Source organism: Pseudomonas sp. 3296 (assembly GCF_031456615.1).
Taxonomy (GTDB): Bacteria; Pseudomonadota; Gammaproteobacteria; order Pseudomonadales; family Pseudomonadaceae; genus Aquipseudomonas; species Aquipseudomonas mucoides.
The window spans coordinates 412,331-428,646 of the sequence record NZ_JAVDUY010000005.1; the positions used below are offsets into that span (position 1 = coordinate 412,331).

A 16,316-nucleotide genomic window follows, 5' to 3' on the forward strand; every position below is an offset into this window, starting at 1 on the left:
TTAATCCTTCCGCTTTAGAAGCTCGCCACGGGCCGCTTTTTGGGTTTCCGTGAGGATGCCACGCAATATGTTCATTTCCGCCCGGCTGACCGAGCTACGTCCGTACAACCGGCGCAGGCGCGCCATCAAGTGCCGTGGTTTTTCCGGATCGAGGAATTCGATGGCCACCAGGGTTTGTTCCAGATGCTCATAGAATCGCTCCAGCTCATCCATGGTCGCCAGCTCACCACTTTTGGTGGACGCCACTTCATCCTTCTCGACCTTGCTCGGCTGCCCTTGGGCCGCGAGCCAAGACATGCGCACCTCATAGCCCAGCACCTGCACCGCCGCCCCAAGGTTCAGCGAACTGAACTCAGGGTCTGATGGAATGTGCACGTGATAATGACATCGCTGCAGCTCTTCATTGGTCAGGCCGGAGTCTTCACGACCAAACACCAAGGCAATCTCGGCGCCCTGCCCGGCTTCTTCCACCACTTTCACGCCACATTCGCGGGGATCAAGCAGTGGCCAGGGAATGCGCCGGTCGCGGGCGCTGGTGCCGAGCACCAGGTTGCAGCCGACCAAGGCATCTTCCAAGGTGGCGACGACTTGCGCGTTTTCAAGGACATCCCCGGCACCGGAAGCACGAGCGTCGGCTTCGTGATGCGGAAATAGCCGCGGTTCGACCAGCACCAGCCGCGACAGGCCCATGTTCTTCATGGCACGCGCAGCCCCGCCGATGTTGCCGGGATGGCTGGTATTGACCAGGACGACACGAATGTTATGCAGCACGGAGGCGTTCTCGAACACAGAATTAGGGAGCCGAATCTTACAGTTCCTACTACCGTTAAGCTATGAAAGCGAACACCGACCTTCACCTGTAGAAAAGTTCTGATAGAATGCCCGGCTTTCTTTAACAACCTTAGGTGACACATCCATGCAGCCCATGCTGAATATCGCGCTGCGCGCCGCCCGCAGCGCCAGTGAATTGATTTTCCGCTCCATCGAGCGCCTGGATACCATCAAGGTCGACGAAAAAGACGCCAAGGATTACGTATCCGAGGTGGATCGCGCCGCCGAACAGAAAATCATCGATGCGCTGCGCAAGGCCTACCCGAACCACTCGATCCTGGGTGAAGAAACCGGCATGCACGCCGGCAACGGTATCGAAGGCGAAGAATACCTGTGGATCATCGATCCGCTGGACGGCACCACCAACTTCCTGCGCGGCATTCCTCACTTCGCTGTCAGCATCGCCTGCAAATATCGCGGCCGCCTGGAACACGCTGTTGTTCTGGACCCGGTTCGCCAGGAAGAATTCACCGCCAGCCGTGGTCGCGGCGCTCAACTGAACGGTCGTCGCCTGCGCGTCAGCGGCCGCACCAGCCTGGACGGCGCCCTGCTGGGTACCGGCTTCCCGTTCCGTGACGACCAGATGGACAACCTCGACAACTACCTGGGCATGTTCCGCGCCCTGGTTGGCCAGACTGCCGGCATCCGTCGCGCGGGTTCTGCGAGCCTGGACCTGGCCTACGTGGCTGCCGGTCGTTTCGACGCGTTCTGGGAGTCGGGCCTGTCCGAGTGGGACATGGCTGCAGGCGCCCTGCTGATTCAGGAAGCCGGTGGTTTGATCAGCGACTTCACCGGTGGTCACGAATTCCTCGAGAAAGGCCATGTCGTTGCCGGTAACACCAAATGCTTCAAGGCAGTTCTGACGGCGATTCAGCCGCACCTGCCGGCCTCGCTGAAGCGCTAAGCCTCCAGCGAAAGAGAAAGCACCCTTCGGGGTGCTTTTTTTACGCCCGCGATTTGTGTATTACCCCCAATCCCTGTGGGAGCCGGGCTTGCCCGCGATGGCGGTTTCGCCTGCACCATTGAGGTGACTGACACACTGCTATCGCGGGAAAGCCCGGCTCCCACAAGGTTTTAGGCGTTCCCACTGTCGTATTCCAGGCACAAAAAAAAAGCACCCCGAAGGGTGCTCCTTTTTAAATCTCAAACCTGAACATTTAGCGGTTTTCTTCGTTCTGCGACAGGACCAGCTTGCCTTCCTTGTCGACCGGGATCTGGTTGCCCGGATCACGATCCATCCGCACTTTGCCTTCCTTGCCATCCAGCGAATAACGAACGTCATAACCAACAACCTTGTCGCTGATGTCATTCACTGTATTGCAGCGAGTTTGAGTCGTGGTGTAGGTGTCACGCTCTTGCATGCCTTCCTGAACCTTGTTGCCTGCATAACCGCCACCGACAGCGCCTGCGACCGTAGCAATCTTCTTGCCGGTGCCACCGCCGATCTGGTTACCCAGCAAACCACCTGCTAATGCACCGACCACCGTACCGGCAATCTGGTGTTGATCCTTGACCGGCGCTTGCCGAGTCACTGCGACATCCTTGCAGACTTCACGTGGTGTCTTGATCTGTGTCTTGACCGGTTCAACGGCTAGTACTTGCGCATACTCAGGGCCGCTTTTTACCAGGCTGTAGGTGGCAACAGCACCCCCGGCAGTTACACCGACAGCACCCAATACCGCACCAACCAGCAACGACTTGTTCACATGAACCTCCTGACCATCACATGCGGGACAAACCCGCGCTTCTCCCAGCCTTGGAGCATAAAAAAAGGCGCGAGTTCAACTCGCGCCTTTTTTGGCAGACAGCGGGAAGGCGATGGCCGTTATGGACGGTCGTCGACTTCCTTCTCGGTCGCCGCAGGAGGAATCAGATCCTCGCTATTCAGGTTCAGCCAGATCAGCACCACGTTCGCGATGTAGATCGACGAGTATGTACCTGCCAGAACACCGACGAACAGCGCAATGGAGAAGCCGAACAGATTGTCACCACCGAAGAACAGCAGGGCCGCAATCGCCAGCAACGTGGAGATCGAAGTTGCCATGGTCCGCAGCAGAGTTTGCGTGGTCGAGATGTTGATGTTCTCGATCAGGCTAGCCTTGCGCAGTACCCGGAAGTTCTCACGAACCCGGTCAAATACCACGATAGTGTCGTTGAGCGAGTAACCGATGATCGCCAGTACCGCCGCCAGCACCGTCAGATCGAAGGTGATCTGGAAGAACGACAGGATGCCGATGGTCACGATCACGTCGTGGATCAAAGAAACGATCGCACCGACCGCAAACTTCCACTGAAAGCGGAATGCCAGGTAGATCAGGATGCCGCCCAGCGCCATCAGCATGCCGAGGCCGCCCTGGTCGCGCAGCTCTTCACCGACCTGCGGGCCGACGAACTCGACGCGCTTGACCGTCGCCGGGTTGTCGCCGCCGACTTTCAGCAGCGCTTCTGCCACTTGATGACCCAGTTGCGGATCTTCACCCGGCATACGCACCAGCAAATCGGTAGTTGCACCGAAGCTTTGCACGATGGCTTCGTGATAACCCGAAGTCACCAGTTGCTCACGCACCTTGGTGACGTCAGCCGGACGCTCGTAGGTCAGCTCAATGAGCGTACCGCCGGTGAAGTCCAGGCCCCAGTTCATGCCCTTGTGGAAGACGCTGAAAATGGCCAGCGCCGTAAGGAACAATGTGACGCCGAACGCAAAGTTGCGAACGCCCATGAAGTTGATTGTACGTAACATGGCAGCCCCTTAAATCCACAACTTCTTGAAGTCACGACCGCCGAAGATCAGGTTGACCATCGCGCGGGTCACCATGATGGCCGTGAACATCGAGGTAAAGATCCCGAGGGACATGGTCACTGCGAAGCCTTTGACCGGGCCGGTGCCCATCGCAAAGAGAATCCCGCCGACCAACAGTGTTGTCAGGTTGGCGTCGAGAATCGCGGTGAATGCCCGGCCGAAGCCTTCGTTGATTGCCCGTTGTACGGTCATGCCCGCCGCGATCTCTTCACGTATCCGCGAGAAGATCAGAACGTTGGCGTCGACCGCCATACCCATGGTCAATACGATACCGGCGATACCCGGCAGGGTCAGCGTTGCACCCAGCAAAGACATCAAGGCCAGCAGCAGCACCATGTTCACCGCCAGCGCGACGGTGGCGATGATGCCGAAGAAGCGGTAGATGGCGATGATGAACAGCGAGACAAACAGCATGCCCCACAGCGATGCATCGATACCCTTGACGATGTTGTCGGCACCCAGGCTTGGACCAATGGTGCGCTCTTCAGCGAAGTACATTGGTGCAGCCAGACCACCGGCACGCAGCAACAGCGCCAGCTCGGAAGACTCGCCCTGGCCGTTCAGGCCAGTGATGCGGAATTGAGCACCCAGCGGCGACTGGATGGTCGCCAGGCTGATGATCTTCTTCTCTTCTTTAAACGTCTGGACCGCAACGTCTTTCTCGACGCCGTTGACCATTTGCTTGGTGTAGGTGGTAACAGGACGCTGCTCGATGAAGATCACCGCCATACTGCGACCGACGTTGCTGCGAGTCGCACGACTCATCAGCTCGCCACCGTGGCCATCCAGACGGATGTTCACTTCTGGCGTGCCGTGCTCGCCGAAGCCAGCCTTGGCGTCAGTTACCTGGTCACCGGTGATGATCAGGCCACGCTCGATCTGTGCCGGCGGACGCTTGCCTTCACGGAACTCGAAGGTTTCGGAAGTGGCTTTCGAAGCACCCGGTTCAGCCGCCAGACGGAACTCGAGGTTGGCCGTCTTGCCGAGGATACGCTTGGCTTCTGCGGTGTCCTGAACGCCCGGCAACTCAACCACAATGCGGTTGGCCCCCTGACGCTGAACGATCGGTTCGGCAACACCCAGCTCGTTGACGCGGTTACGTACCGTGGTCAAGTTCTGCTTGATGGAGTATTCGCGGATTTCCGCCAGCTTGGCCGGGGTCATCGCCAGACGCAGCACCGGTTGACCATTCAGATCGGCCGGAACAATGTCGAAATCGTTGAAGTTCTTGCGGACCAGCGCACGGGCCTCTTCGCGGGCTGCTTCATCACTGAAGCCCAGCTGAATGGCACCGTTGAGTTGCGGCAGGCTGCGATAGCGAAGTTTCTCTTTACGCAACAGGCTCTTTACATCGCCTTCATATACTTTCAAGCGTGCGTCGAGGGCTTTGTCCATGTCCACTTCCAGCAGGAAGTGCACACCACCGGACAAGTCCAGACCCAGCTTCATCGGGTGCGCGCCGAGGCTGCGCAGCCACTGCGGCGTGGTTTGTGCCAGGTTCAGTGCGACGACGTAGTCATCACCCAATGCCTTGCGCACGACGTCTTTGGCCGGCAGCTGATCTTCAGCCTTGGTCAGACGAATCAGACCGCCCTTGCCATTGGCCGCCAGCGTGGCTGCCTTGACGTTGATCCCGGATTCCTTGAGCGCAGTGCTCACACGATCCAGATCAGCCTGATTGACCAACAGCGCAGTACTTGCACCGCTGACCTGAATGGCCGGGTCATCAGGATATAGATTGGGAGCGGAATAAATCAGACCGACCGCCAGCACCGCCAGGATCAGAATGTATTTCCACAGAGGGTATTTGTTCAGCATCACGCCGCCCGTTTATGACGCGGGGCGCCTTGCGCGCCCCGTCGATTGAATATGAAGTTGAAACTTAGATCGCTTTCAGCGTGCCTTTTGGCAGCGTCGCGGCAATAGCGCCCTTCTGGAACTTCATTTCGACAGTGTCGGAAACTTCCAGAACAACGAAATCGTCTGCCACTTTAGTGATCTTGCCGGCGATACCACCGGTGGTCACAACTTCGTCGCCTTTTTGCAGGCTGCTCAGCAGGTTCTTCTGTTCTTTGGCGCGCTTGGCCTGTGGACGCCAGATCATCAGGTAGAAGATGACCAGGAAACCGACCAGGAAAATCCACTCAAAGCCGCCGCCCATTGGGCCTGCCGCAGGTGCAGCAGCGTCAGCCATGGCATTAGAGATAAAAAAGCTCATTTAGCACTCCAGTTGCAAATGTTGAATCTTGGGGTCAGAAAACTCAGTCCAAAGGCGGAACAGGTAACCCGCGTTTGGCGTAGAAGGCATCGACAAAGGCGGCCAATGTACCCTGTTGAATAGCCTCGCGCAAACCAGCCATAAGCACCTGGTAATGGCGCAAATTGTGGATGGTATTCAACATGCTACCCAGCATTTCGCCGCACTTGTCCAGATGGTGCAGATAAGCACGGGAGAAGTTCTGGCAGGTATAGCAATCACAGGTCGGATCCAGCGGCGAATCATCATGGCGATGGAACGCGTTACGGATCTTCAGCACGCCGGTGTCAATGAACAGATGCCCATTGCGGGCATTACGGGTTGGCATCACGCAATCGAACATGTCCACACCGCGGCGCACACCCTCAACCAGATCTTCCGGTTTGCCAACGCCCATAAGGTAACGAGGTTTGTCAGCCGGCATCTGACCCGGCAGGTAATCCAGCACCTTGATCATCTCGTGCTTGGGCTCGCCCACCGACAGACCGCCAATGGCCAAGCCATCAAAGCCAATCTGGTCGAGGCCTTCCAGGGAGCGCATGCGCAGGTCCTGGTGCATGCCGCCCTGGACGATACCGAACAGCGCCGCCGTGTTGTCGCCATGGGCTTCTTTCGAACGCTTGGCCCAACGCAACGACAACTCCATCGACACGCGAGCGACGTCTTCGTCGGCCGGGTACGGGGTGCACTCGTCGAAAATCATCACGATGTCTGAGCCCAGGTCACGCTGGACCTGCATCGATTCTTCCGGGCCCATGAATACTTTGGCGCCATCAACCGGGGAGGCGAAGGTCACGCCCTCCTCCTTGATCTTGCGCATGGCGCCCAGGCTGAACACCTGAAAGCCGCCGGAGTCGGTCAGAATCGGGCCTTTCCACTGCATGAAATCGTGCAGGTCGCCGTGCTTCTTGATCACTTCGGTGCCAGGACGCAGCCACAAGTGAAAGGTGTTGCCCAGAATGATTTCCGCGCCGGTGGCGACGATATCCCGCGGCAACATGCCCTTGACGGTGCCGTAGGTGCCCACCGGCATGAAGGCCGGGGTTTCTACGGTGCCGCGTGGAAAGGTCAAACGACCGCGACGAGCCTTGCCGTCAGTAGCAAGCAACTCAAACGACATACGACTTTGGCGACTCATTCTGTTTCCTCTGGGCCACGTGGTGCGGGATTACGGGTGATAAACATCGCATCACCGTAGCTGAAAAAGCGGTATCCATGCTCGACGGCCGCTTTATAGGCAGCCATGGCTTCGGGATAACCGGCGAACGCCGAAACCAGCATCAACAGCGTGGATTCAGGCAAATGGAAGTTGGTGACCAGGGCATCGACCACATGGAACGGTCGGCCCGGGTAGATAAAGATATCGGTATCGCCACTGAACGGCTTGAGCACGCCATCGCGCGCAGCACTTTCCAGCGAACGCACGCTGGTGGTCCCCACGGCCACCACGCGACCACCGCGAGCGCGACACGCCGCCACCGCATCCACCACATCCTGGCCGACTTCCAGCCATTCGCTGTGCATGTGGTGGTCTTCGATTTTCTCCACGCGTACGGGCTGGAACGTACCGGCGCCGACGTGCAAGGTCACGAACGCCGTCTCGACGCCCTTGGCGGCAATCGCCTCCAGCAGCGGCTGATCGAAATGTAGCCCCGCCGTCGGCGCCGCCACCGCGCCCAGGCGCTCGGCGTAGACCGTCTGATAACGCTCACGGTCCGAACCTTCATCCGGACGGTCTATATAAGGCGGCAACGGCATGTGCCCGACGCGATCCAGCAGCGGCAACACCTCTTCGGCGAACCCCAACTCGAACAACGCATCGTGACGCGCCAGCATCTCGGCCTCGCCACCGCCATCAATCAGGATCTTCGACCCCGGCTTCGGCGACTTGCTGGAACGCACATGCGCCAGCACGCGATGACTGTCGAGCACGCGCTCGACCAGAATTTCCAGCTTGCCGCCGGAAGCCTTCTGGCCAAACAGCCGCGCCGGAATCACCCGGGTATTGTTGAACACCATCAAATCGCCCGGGCGCAAATGCTCGAGCAAATCAGTGAATTGACGGTGCGCCAGGGCGCCGCTGACCCCATCAAGGGTCAACAGGCGACTGTTGCGACGCTCGGCCAAAGGGTGGCGAGCGATCAGCGAATCAGGGAGTTCGAAAGTAAAGTCAGCAACGCGCATGATGGGGTTCGTCTAGCAGGGGCCGGAAGTCTAGCCGAAATAGTGAAAATTCTCTATGTACCTGATTGACCGACGGTAATCTCATCTCTATACTTCGCCGCCATTGAGCCCTGATGGCGGAATTGGTAGACGCGGCGGATTCAAAATCCGTTTTCGAAAGGAGTGGGAGTTCGAGTCTCCCTCGGGGCACCAAAATTAAGAAAGGTCTTGCTTAGCAAGGCCTTTTTTTTCGTCTGCGATAAAGTGGCTGACACCCCGCCGACCTGTAGGAGCCGGCTTGCTGGCGATGCTTTTGATCTTCTCGTTCTCGGTTGGTACGACAATTCTCAAGGATTCACCCCATGGAACTGCTGCTGGAAACTGTTGCTTTGTTCTGTCTCAAGCTGGCTTATGAGACGGAGGGGTCGAGTCCGATTCTTCGGGATGATTTGCTGATGAGCGATTATGAGCGGGAGGTTTTTGGGTTGCTGGTGCGCAAGGGGGATGTCGAGGTAATTCAGTCGAAAGTGGATGAGTGTGTGGGGTTGGCGCTGGAAGCCATCGGTGGTGCGGATAAACCGTTGGGGCGGGAATTGCAGAGGTTGGCCGCTGAATTTTCCAGTATTCAGACGATGGAGCAGCTTGATGCCCCGCTCGTTGCGCTCAAGGATTATCTGAAAGACATTCAATGAATGAACGCGAGCGGACTAAAAAGGAACGCCCGATTGCCGAACCGACGACGACCTGTCCCCTTTTTCGTTTTTCGAATAGAAATCAATCCCTTTTTGCTTGTCCCTATTCGCTTTTAGCTTTGGCTCACTTCGTTACTCCAACCCTGACGGAAACATTTAACCTGTAGCACGATACCAATAAAAATAACTGTATCCATATACAGCCAGCAATACTCATTTCTATTAATTATGAATAGGTCACGCAATGAGGATGGCAAATTGCTTGCACTCTCATATGCCACCGTGGCTTCATAGCGCGCAGAAACAGTCAGGGATGACATTCTAGGTGTGTGTCCTCCTAGCTGTAATAGTGTATGCACACCTTGAGATGAGTTATGGCTAGTGACAAGACATTCATGGAGCAAACCGCCGCACCAGGTGCGAGTGCGGGATTCGACTACCAGTACTATTATTTCCTGTATCGTTTGCTGAACTTGAAAAAAGGCCAATCCATTGGTCTCGAAATCAAGGACGACGTGCACACCGAACTGGACAACGATGTTCAAATGTTGTTTCAGCTCAAGCATACAATTCAGAAGCAAGCTGATGGTAGTCCTATTGCTTTGACAGAACTGGATGGAGACTTATGGAAAACTCTGCACAACTGGGCGAAGGTAATTTCAGATCCAAATGATAAACGCAGCACAGAACCCGAACAAATTAACTTTATAAGAAAGACGGAATTCCATTTAGTCACCAATAAAAGTACAAGCAAAACAAATACCTTTACGACACTGATAACTTCATACATTGAAGATACAACCCCTGAAAACGCCTCCAAAATCAACTCCAAACTTGACGCTCTAGAAAAATCCACTACTGACGCTACGATTAAAGGCTACATAAACACCGTCAAAGCCCTATCAGACTATGCAAAACGGGAGTTCTTCAAAAAAATAATATTCAATATTGGAGAGTCTGACATTATCCAAAAAATCAAAGACACTATTGAATGTAAATTCATAGAAAAGAGCAAGATCGATGAAGTGTACGATAGAATAAATTCGAACGTCCGAGATGATAGTTTTATTTCCATTACAGCTGGATCTGCCACCACAATCCTTTTCGACGACTTCAACAAAAAGTACCAAAAAATATTCAAGGACGCACGTAGCAAACGCCTTTCAACTCTACATTTTGAACCTGCCCTTCCTTCCGACTTGCTCGCGCAGAGATTTGTCAACCAACTCATAGCTGTTGATGATATCTGCGAGCAAGATGATGAGATTATCACAGAATACTCAACGTATAAGGTCCGCCTAGCACGAAGCCTGGAGCAATGGCTACAAGCGGGAGAAATTGTTGCGGATGAGATAGATGCACTCCACAGAGACGTGCATCTAAGGTGGCGAAACAGCCATCGCGCGGCGTTCCGCAAGTGCAGCGAAGAACAAATCAAGGAGAAGGGACTTAGTATCGTCGACAATATGCGTATGGATAAATACTTGCTCGGCGATGATGAACTCAATACGGAATACTCCAACGGTGAACTGTACGTACTTTCCGACAACAACACCATTGGATGGCACCGCGACTGGGATAAAATTTGACCATGGAATACGGATCAAACATCCAAACCACCTGGAGTGGTTACAATAATGCTGGTATCGCCGCCGTCGCTATTGGATGCACACTGAGTCACTGTGCATCTTTAAGCCTCGCCAAGGCGTTAACTATCATGCCTATAGTCATGCATGCACCCACACTGAAGTTTTTAGCAAACGCCAACACTCGCTCACGAGAAATTGCCTCACTCATAGCAATGCGGCCAGATTTCGCCCAAAACTTTAATCAGCGCTTTCACGCAAGCCTACTTCATTCAATAAATGGTATACAGCTACTAAACGAACTCGGCTTTATTACATTTGACAACACTCTTTTCAAACTGAAAGACTTTGCCGTGAATTCTAATCTCGGCAAACGCTCGCAGCTAATAAATACTGCTTCAGCTGAAATTGCGGCGCTTCTAGACTCATCAGAAGAAGAACTTTATTTGAATCTTAGGATACAACTGTGAAATTCGGCATCGACAAAATTCGCTTATGGTCCACACATAACGAAACCAGAGACATCGAGTTCAAACGCGGCCAAATAAATGTATTAACCGGCAGTAGCAATAGGGGAAAAACCTCACTACTTCATATAATCGATTATTGCCTGCTCGCCAGTGAACACAAACTCCCCCATGACGTTATCAACGACAACGTGTCATGGTACGGCATTCAATTTTACATTAACGACAAAAATTACACGATTGCACGAAAAAGTCCGACCGCTCAAAAAGTTTCTGACCAGTTATATTTTTCAAGTATCGGTGCCCTACCAGAGATACCAACTCCCAACGCAGTGAGTGATGATGTAAAGACTATTCTGCAAAGCGAATTCGGGCTAGATGCTAGCGTAGTTCTTTATGGCGGACGCGGAGTAAAACAAGGAACTCAAGTCTCTTTCAGGTATTTTTTACTATTCAATACTATTTCAGAAAACATAATTACCAACAGCGACGTTTACTTCGACAATCAAACTAAAGATAGATATCGTGTCGCCCTGCCCCGCGTTCTCGATTTGGGACTAGGTGTCGATAACTTAGAAAATATTTCATCGCGGGAGCGCGCAGAGGACTTACAGCGAGCTATCGACAAACTCGAAAAGAAAAAAGACGTACTCTCAAATGGTAGACACTTATTTGAAAGCGAAGCTCGAAAAATAGCTGCTTCAGCCGCCGAGTATGGCTTGATCGATAAAGTACCAAAGAAAGTATCAATTGATTTCTTAAAAGAAGTATTTGATAACGACCCTACCCCAGACGCACTGGGCCAGGACGCTAAACGACTGGCAGATGCAAAAGCTCAATTGTTTGAAATCAACCGCCGGATGCGGAGGCTTAGGGAGTTTTCTGATGAACACAAGGAATACAAGGCAACACTCAAGGTAACTCTTGACAGCCTAAAACCTCTTGAAACTCTTCTAGCACAAGCAGATCAAGTTTTAAAAACCGAAATATTTGATGACCTCATAAATTGCCTTACGGTTGATTTGCTGGCCTTAAAAAAATCCACAGCCTCCAAGCAACCTGCTGATACCCAAGTCAGTACTATGATGAGGGATCTGGAAAACCAAAAGAAAGGCATTGAGGAACTAATCGAATCACTACCTCAAAAGCCAAAGTCATTTGAAGCGTTCATTGACCTGGTCAGATTTGTTACTCGCGTCAAAACCCAATTGGAGACATATGGAGATGTTGTCAGTGATGACAACACTAGCTATGAAGGTAAAATTCAAGAACTATTAGAAGAACTTGAAAGCATCAACGTAGATGATGTTAACGACATCCGAACCAATACAATAAATCAGATCAATGATATTGCACTTGCACTACTCAGTGAAGCAGCTGCAGCAATGGACAACTATGCTTCTTACCAAGTATCCTTCAACTACAAAGATAAAAAACTACAACTCAGAAAACCTCGCTCAGCGTTAGTAGAGAACGTTGGCAGTAGCTCAAACCACATGTTCATGCACCTTTTCCTTTTCCTTGCACTGCATGAAGCTGCGATTAGCAAAGATTCCATATTCGTTCCTGCGTTTCTATTCATTGATCAGCCAAGTCGGCCCTATTATGGAGAGGAAAAAATCACAGACGAAAGTCATATCCAAAGCTCAGACGCGGCCAAAATCAGTCAGGTCTTTGATCTATTAGGTAATTTTGTGAAGCGGATGAAAAAAACCTATGGTGCCGAGTTTCAAATGATTGTACTAGAACACGTTCCGGTTACTCTTTTTGAGAACGTAGCAAACGTGCACGTTCTCCCTGAGTTCCGTGAAGATAACGCACTTATTCCGCCAAGCTGGAAGAACCGTCATTAGACAGAGCTCGCATGACTGACCCGCCTAAGCCAAATTGGTATTAGGCGGGTAGTTACAGATTTATTTTCGCTCTTAAACTTATCATTAAAGAGAAAGCTAAACCTGAGGATAAATCTTGCGTGCCAGCTGTGGATAAGGTGCTATTCCCTTTATCATAGAATCAATTTCGCACTCAATGTAATTGTATAGTGCACCTCCACGTTCCGCGACTATCGTTGGGGCATTCCCCCTCCCCTTAGAATGTTTATATAGGGTAACAACTGCACACCGATCGAAACGATAGAAGCTCGTGACAGGTGTCTCATCATGAATCCAAACACTAAAATCCAGTTTATCATTACCCACCGACGCAAATAGAGCTATATATTCCTTAATAGCCTGCCTTACTCGACCCTGCATCGTCGCAGCATCATTAGCATTAAACCTTTTTGCCAGATCTTTCATTATCTCCTCATTATCAGGATCCGGCACTATCAATCTAATTCTACTACCTCTTTTGGCGGCCAAAAATTTTAAATCTTCTTCAAATGTTGCTCTCCAAGTGTTGGCATAACATACAAACATATCAAGCCTCTCACACGCTCTAATCAGCTTGGAAAAATTTGGACCTTGTACAGGGTTCAATGATATCCCCGTCACACCGACGGTTCTAATGTCTTCGGCTAAGCCAGTTTTCGCCAGCAGCTCCTCCAAGAATGATCTTTTCGAAAAGAGCTCCCAAAGCATTGCAATCGATACCGAAGCAATAAGTAGCGCGCCGATATTTGATAGTAGTGACTTTACCCACAAATACCCCTCAGAGAATGCTGACCTTTCGCTTATAGCAAGCAATAAAACCCCACCAACGAACACAACGACAGATGCAACATAAGTTCTAAGATTTGTTATTTGTTTAAGTTGTTCAATCATTATCCGACGCTCCGTTACCAAGCCATCCCAAACGTATTTTCAGTCAACTCACTTCGCATTTTAGTCAACAGCACGCAAACACGCGTTTTTTTTCAAGGGCCGTCAGCACAGCACGGCAATACTACAACCGTCGCCCAACTAACTTCTTTTGGTCATTCATCGCATATTTCCACCATCAAAAAACAGAGCGTATCTCGCCATGATAAAAAACGGGAATGAAAGGATAGCTTCCAGGAGTAGTTATAAAAAACCAGCCACCTAGGCGAGCAACTAGTAATTAAATAAAAAATGACGTACCACGTTATTCATTGAAATGCTATGCACGCCGCCTTTCTATCGTTAATACTTCACCCTGGAAGCAGTAGATCATTATATTTAGCTGGGAGCAAAGACACTTCCCCCCAAGCCAAACCTTCAGCAGCCAAACCAATCCCATTAGTTGTAATTTTCCCATAAAACATCACAATACGATCTTTCGCGTTATCATTTATATTTTTATCTCGCGAAAAACCATCGGTCAATTTCAATGTAAAGTCTTTTACAGCTTCACCACACTTAAGCCTTGTCATTCTCGTCGACCCCGAATAAGAGCCAGCATTCCACGAGCGAGCAATCCTACCAAAATATAGTTTTGGAACTTGATCTACATCCATGATGTTGTAGTCCACATCGGCGACATTAACTAATAGCTCCGCCAAATTTATAGCGTGTTTCGCCTCAGGCAAATAAAAGTACTTCTGAAGATTTACTTCAAAATTACGGCAGATGCCAGCAACGGTAGATATTTTGCTGGGAAGTTGAAATGACTCTCCATGATGGCGTCCAATCGGAACGGGAGTATCGGGGCCGTTCTCATCTTCAACGACCGTTTCATCATACTCAGTTGAAGGTGGAACTATTACCTCAGGCTTAGCTTGAAGAAACTGACTAATAATAGAAAGCTCCTCGTGATCTATAGCGCGCTTAGCTTCCTCCCAACTATTATAACGTTTACCAAGCGGCTTTTTCGCCCTCAAGTAGCAAGCTATATGCTTCCATTTCGATAAATGACGGAAAAATGCTTCTCTATTATTAGCAAAGAGATCTTTTCCCTTCGGGGTCCGCTCGATATTAGTACAGCAGCCGGGACAAAATAGATTACCAGCCATTTCCGGCTCATATTCTTCAGCAGTAACCTTCCTATTATTCTTTAATACTGACTTATCGCCCCCAATAAATCCCCATCCTGGAGATAGATATGCAAAATTTATTTTCCTTTTAACTGGCATGAGACACATCCTAAGTCAACATTTCCACCGATAATGGCATATAGCCCACGCCATCAACAAGCCCAAATTCCTTTTAACTGTTATTTCTTTTAAACATCAATAATTTAACCTTCTTACGAACCATGTCGCGCATTCGGACAGAGCGAAGAAGAGATATGAATAACGTTTACTCCGCTAGCAAGGGCGTAAGCTTTATCTATTCAAGGACCTTCCTAGCGAGAAACACGTATAAAAAGGCGGAAAATAAAAAAGCGGACTACCTACATTATGCTCACCAAGAATGGTTTGAGGTCGAAGCTTTCAAAGGTTGCAGGGAAAGTGTCTGCACGCTACGCTTCCACCGTCGCTGCCAATTCAGCGACCGGGTGTGGAAACCCGTGTAATTCAAGGCGCAACAGCGCCCCCATCACGTCTGCCGGCGCTTTTTTTGTGTCTGCGGCGTGAGTTATGGCGGCTGTGCGTGGGACGTCTTCGGGCGTGCCGGTTTCCTTGATTCCCGGTTTTCCACCCTGCGCACAGCTGTCACCCATTCGTGTGGAAACGGATGCGGCAGCTTCACATATCAAGGAGTCTGATAATGCGCAGCATCAATCCGTACAAATTTTGGCTTTTCCTTCAGCGCGACTCTCAGTTGCGTAACGACCCACTGTCCACCCTCTCCCACCGCCTCTCCTTCATCGGAGGTGGCCAATGACCGATCAACCAGAACTCCAAACCATCGGCCTGACTCCCGCCATCTACTGCGCGGATCAACCACTCTTCCACGTCACTCGCGGCGTTCCCCTCGGCGATGCGTTATCCATGGCTTCTGACTTTCTGTTTCTCGCCAAGAAGCTGAATGAAGATGCTGCGTATGCCACAGACACTGACCGCCATGCCTGGGCTGCGCATTATTTGACGGCGATGGGTAAGGCGGTGGTTGATGATGTGGCGAAGGTGCTGACGCGGGATCGAACTGTTGCACCGATGTCCAAGTGGGCATCGGAAGCTAAAGAGTAGCTTTTAGGTTCTAGAAATAAGGTCTAGCGCATGTAGAGTGGGTTTGGGCGCGAGGGGCTTGGGCATTCAGCGCGAGTGGTGGTTGCCTTGAGTTTTTCGCGAGCAGGCTCGCTCCTACAGCTGGTGGTTGGAACGGCTTTGGAAGAGTTGGTTTAGGCAACTTCCATGTTCCATAAACAAGAAGGCCCGAACGTAATGCCGGACTAAGCCAGCACCAGAGGATCGGGCGCGATTGGGATTGATGCTGTCGAAGACGGATGGCTATGTCAACGTCGACGTCACGTAAAACACTGGTTTGTGCCTAAACCCAAGCGGATGGCGGCGATGGCTGAGAGGGTGTGGCTAGCTTCCAGCATTGATGTTGGCTGGGCTGGCGCTATCGCCAGCAGGCTGGCTCCCACAGGGGTTTTGTGGGGTGGTTGGGATTTTGGATTTGCCTCGAGGTTTTTCGGGGCTTTTTGTTATTCGGCTCATGGTGGAAGGCTTTCGGT

15 protein-coding genes and 1 tRNA gene are annotated in these 16,316 nt (G+C 51.7%); 7 read left to right on the forward strand and 9 right to left on the reverse strand.

Features of this window, described 5'->3' with window-relative positions; translation table 11 throughout:
• Entirely contained in the window at positions 1–771 is a 771-nt protein-coding gene (gene trmJ / locus J2X66_RS15880; protein ID WP_310265932.1) for a tRNA (cytosine(32)/uridine(32)-2'-O)-methyltransferase TrmJ, read from the reverse strand.
• A gap of 145 nt (positions 772–916) precedes the next feature.
• On the opposite strand from trmJ, the gene suhB reads away from it, so the two are divergent.
• Positions 917–1,735, forward strand: coding sequence for an inositol-phosphate phosphatase (suhB, locus tag J2X66_RS15885; RefSeq protein WP_027922744.1), 819 nt, complete (start codon positions 917–919; stop codon positions 1,733–1,735).
• 253 nt (positions 1,736–1,988) lie between these two features.
• On the opposite strand, the gene J2X66_RS15890 is transcribed toward suhB, so the two are convergent.
• The 6 genes from J2X66_RS15890 to queA form a co-directional block, all read right to left on the reverse strand.
• Positions 1,989–2,537 carry a glycine zipper 2TM domain-containing protein gene (locus J2X66_RS15890; protein WP_027922743.1) on the reverse strand — a complete coding sequence of 183 codons (549 nt, stop codon included), beginning with the start codon at positions 2,535–2,537 and terminating at the stop codon, positions 1,989–1,991.
• 119 nt (positions 2,538–2,656) lie between these two features.
• Positions 2,657–3,571, reverse strand: coding sequence for a protein translocase subunit SecF (gene secF / locus J2X66_RS15895; RefSeq protein WP_123435029.1), 915 nt, complete (start codon positions 3,569–3,571; stop codon positions 2,657–2,659).
• A 9-nt stretch (positions 3,572–3,580) separates the two neighbouring features.
• The gene (gene secD, locus J2X66_RS15900) at positions 3,581–5,449 is read right to left on the reverse strand and encodes a protein translocase subunit SecD (protein ID WP_310265935.1); all 1,869 of its coding nucleotides are present in this window, start codon (positions 5,447–5,449) and stop codon (positions 3,581–3,583) included.
• Positions 5,450–5,513: 64 nt separating this feature from the next.
• Positions 5,514–5,849 carry a preprotein translocase subunit YajC gene (yajC, locus tag J2X66_RS15905; protein ID WP_007982729.1) on the reverse strand — a complete coding sequence of 112 codons (336 nt, stop codon included), beginning with the start codon at positions 5,847–5,849 and terminating at the stop codon, positions 5,514–5,516.
• A gap of 43 nt (positions 5,850–5,892) precedes the next feature.
• On the reverse strand, positions 5,893–7,008 hold the full coding sequence (gene tgt, locus J2X66_RS15910) for a tRNA guanosine(34) transglycosylase Tgt (protein WP_162491076.1): 1,116 nt from the start codon (positions 7,006–7,008) through the stop codon (positions 5,893–5,895).
• Positions 7,009–7,022: 14 nt separating this feature from the next.
• Entirely contained in the window at positions 7,023–8,072 is a 1,050-nt protein-coding gene (gene queA, locus J2X66_RS15915) for a tRNA preQ1(34) S-adenosylmethionine ribosyltransferase-isomerase QueA (RefSeq protein WP_310265937.1), read from the reverse strand.
• A 107-nt stretch (positions 8,073–8,179) separates the two neighbouring features.
• On the opposite strand from queA, the gene J2X66_RS15920 reads away from it, so the two are divergent.
• The 5 genes from J2X66_RS15920 (at position 8,180) to J2X66_RS15940 (ending at position 12,649) form a co-directional block, all read left to right on the forward strand.
• Positions 8,180–8,264 (forward strand) — tRNA-Leu (locus J2X66_RS15920).
• 149 nt (positions 8,265–8,413) lie between these two features.
• Positions 8,414–8,743: a hypothetical protein gene (locus tag J2X66_RS15925; protein ID WP_310265940.1), complete on the forward strand. Its 330-nt coding sequence runs from the start codon at positions 8,414–8,416 to the stop codon at positions 8,741–8,743.
• Positions 8,744–9,117: 374 nt separating this feature from the next.
• Entirely contained in the window at positions 9,118–10,332 is a 1,215-nt protein-coding gene (locus J2X66_RS15930; RefSeq protein ID WP_310265942.1) for an ABC-three component system protein, read from the forward strand.
• Positions 10,333–10,334: 2 nt separating this feature from the next.
• Positions 10,335–10,799, forward strand: a complete 465-nt coding sequence (locus J2X66_RS15935) for a hypothetical protein (RefSeq protein WP_310265945.1) — start codon at positions 10,335–10,337, stop codon at positions 10,797–10,799.
• A complete protein-coding gene (locus J2X66_RS15940) occupies positions 10,796–12,649 on the forward strand; it encodes a DUF3732 domain-containing protein (protein WP_310265947.1) in 1,854 nt (617 codons plus the stop codon). Before J2X66_RS15935 ends, J2X66_RS15940 begins: the two co-directional genes overlap by 4 nt.
• 96 nt (positions 12,650–12,745) lie before the next feature.
• On the opposite strand, the gene J2X66_RS15945 is transcribed toward J2X66_RS15940, so the two are convergent.
• On the reverse strand, positions 12,746–13,558 hold the full coding sequence (locus J2X66_RS15945; protein WP_310265949.1) for a hypothetical protein: 813 nt from the start codon (positions 13,556–13,558) through the stop codon (positions 12,746–12,748).
• Between the two features lie 347 nt (positions 13,559–13,905).
• A complete protein-coding gene (locus J2X66_RS15950) occupies positions 13,906–14,826 on the reverse strand; it encodes a hypothetical protein (protein ID WP_310265950.1) in 921 nt (306 codons plus the stop codon).
• Between the two features lie 690 nt (positions 14,827–15,516).
• On the opposite strand from J2X66_RS15950, the gene J2X66_RS15955 reads away from it, so the two are divergent.
• Positions 15,517–15,825 carry a DUF3077 domain-containing protein gene (locus J2X66_RS15955; protein WP_310265952.1) on the forward strand — a complete coding sequence of 103 codons (309 nt, stop codon included), beginning with the start codon at positions 15,517–15,519 and terminating at the stop codon, positions 15,823–15,825.
• The last annotated feature ends 491 nt before the right edge of the window (positions 15,826–16,316 follow it).

Bases quoted from the DNA above. Each gene is read 5' to 3' on its own strand.
- queA (WP_310265937.1), bottom strand. From the start codon at position 8,072: ATGCGCGTTGCTGACTTTACTTTCGAACTCCCTGATTCGCTGATCGCT.
- yajC (WP_007982729.1), bottom strand. From the start codon at position 5,849: ATGAGCTTTTTTATCTCTAATGCCATGGCTGACGCTGCTGCACCTGCG.
- tgt (WP_162491076.1), bottom strand. From the start codon at position 7,008: ATGTCGTTTGAGTTGCTTGCTACTGACGGCAAGGCTCGTCGCGGTCGT.
- secF (WP_123435029.1), bottom strand. From the start codon at position 3,571: ATGTTACGTACAATCAACTTCATGGGCGTTCGCAACTTTGCGTTCGGC.
- J2X66_RS15935 (WP_310265945.1), top strand. From the start codon at position 10,335: ATGGAATACGGATCAAACATCCAAACCACCTGGAGTGGTTACAATAAT.
- secD (WP_310265935.1), bottom strand. From the start codon at position 5,449: ATGCTGAACAAATACCCTCTGTGGAAATACATTCTGATCCTGGCGGTG.
- J2X66_RS15945 (WP_310265949.1), bottom strand. From the start codon at position 13,558: ATGATTGAACAACTTAAACAAATAACAAATCTTAGAACTTATGTTGCA.
- suhB (WP_027922744.1), top strand. From the start codon at position 917: ATGCAGCCCATGCTGAATATCGCGCTGCGCGCCGCCCGCAGCGCCAGT.
- J2X66_RS15925 (WP_310265940.1), top strand. From the start codon at position 8,414: ATGGAACTGCTGCTGGAAACTGTTGCTTTGTTCTGTCTCAAGCTGGCT.
- J2X66_RS15950 (WP_310265950.1), bottom strand. From the start codon at position 14,826: ATGCCAGTTAAAAGGAAAATAAATTTTGCATATCTATCTCCAGGATGG.
- J2X66_RS15930 (WP_310265942.1), top strand. From the start codon at position 9,118: ATGGCTAGTGACAAGACATTCATGGAGCAAACCGCCGCACCAGGTGCG.
- J2X66_RS15955 (WP_310265952.1), top strand. From the start codon at position 15,517: ATGACCGATCAACCAGAACTCCAAACCATCGGCCTGACTCCCGCCATC.